Origin of the sequence: Streptomyces xylophagus, from assembly GCF_000716435.1 — a bacterium.
GTDB classification, from domain to species: Bacteria; Actinomycetota; Actinomycetes; order Streptomycetales; family Streptomycetaceae; genus Streptomyces; species Streptomyces xylophagus.
This window is the reverse complement of record NZ_JNWO01000194.1, coordinates 1-372: the sequence shown is the minus strand read 5'-3', so window position 1 is coordinate 372 and position 372 is coordinate 1. Positions and strand designations below refer to the sequence as shown.

General features: G+C 69.9%; 1 pseudogene. It reads right to left on the bottom strand.

Annotation, left to right across the window (positions count from 1 at the left end):
• A pseudogene (locus OO70_RS53560) lies at nucleotides 1-372 on the bottom strand (Rv2578c family radical SAM protein); the annotation flags it as partial.

The window sequence follows — 372 nt, the reverse complement described above, 5'->3', positions numbered from 1 at the left end:
GCTATTGCCCTTACGGTGGCGCGCAGTTGGGCCGGGTGGTCGCTCAGGAAGGGGATCACCGGGGCCATCAGGACGCCGACGTCGATGCCGTGCCCGGTCAGGGTCCGTACGGTGTCCAGGCGCCGCTCCGGGGAGGGTGTGCCGGGCTCCACCGTGCAGGATGCCCGGCATCAGCCGGTAGCGGCCCTCCGCGCGCTGGTAGCAGTCGACGTTCGTGCCCATCGCGATGTGCTCGCCGAGCCAGCGCCGTGAGCCGAGCTGGCGGCGCAGCAGGTCCGGCGCGTTCACCTTGACGACGATCTGCGAGTCGAAGCCGAGGCCGGTGTCGAGGTCCAGATAGCTGTGCGACTTGCGGGCGAAGCAGTACACGCA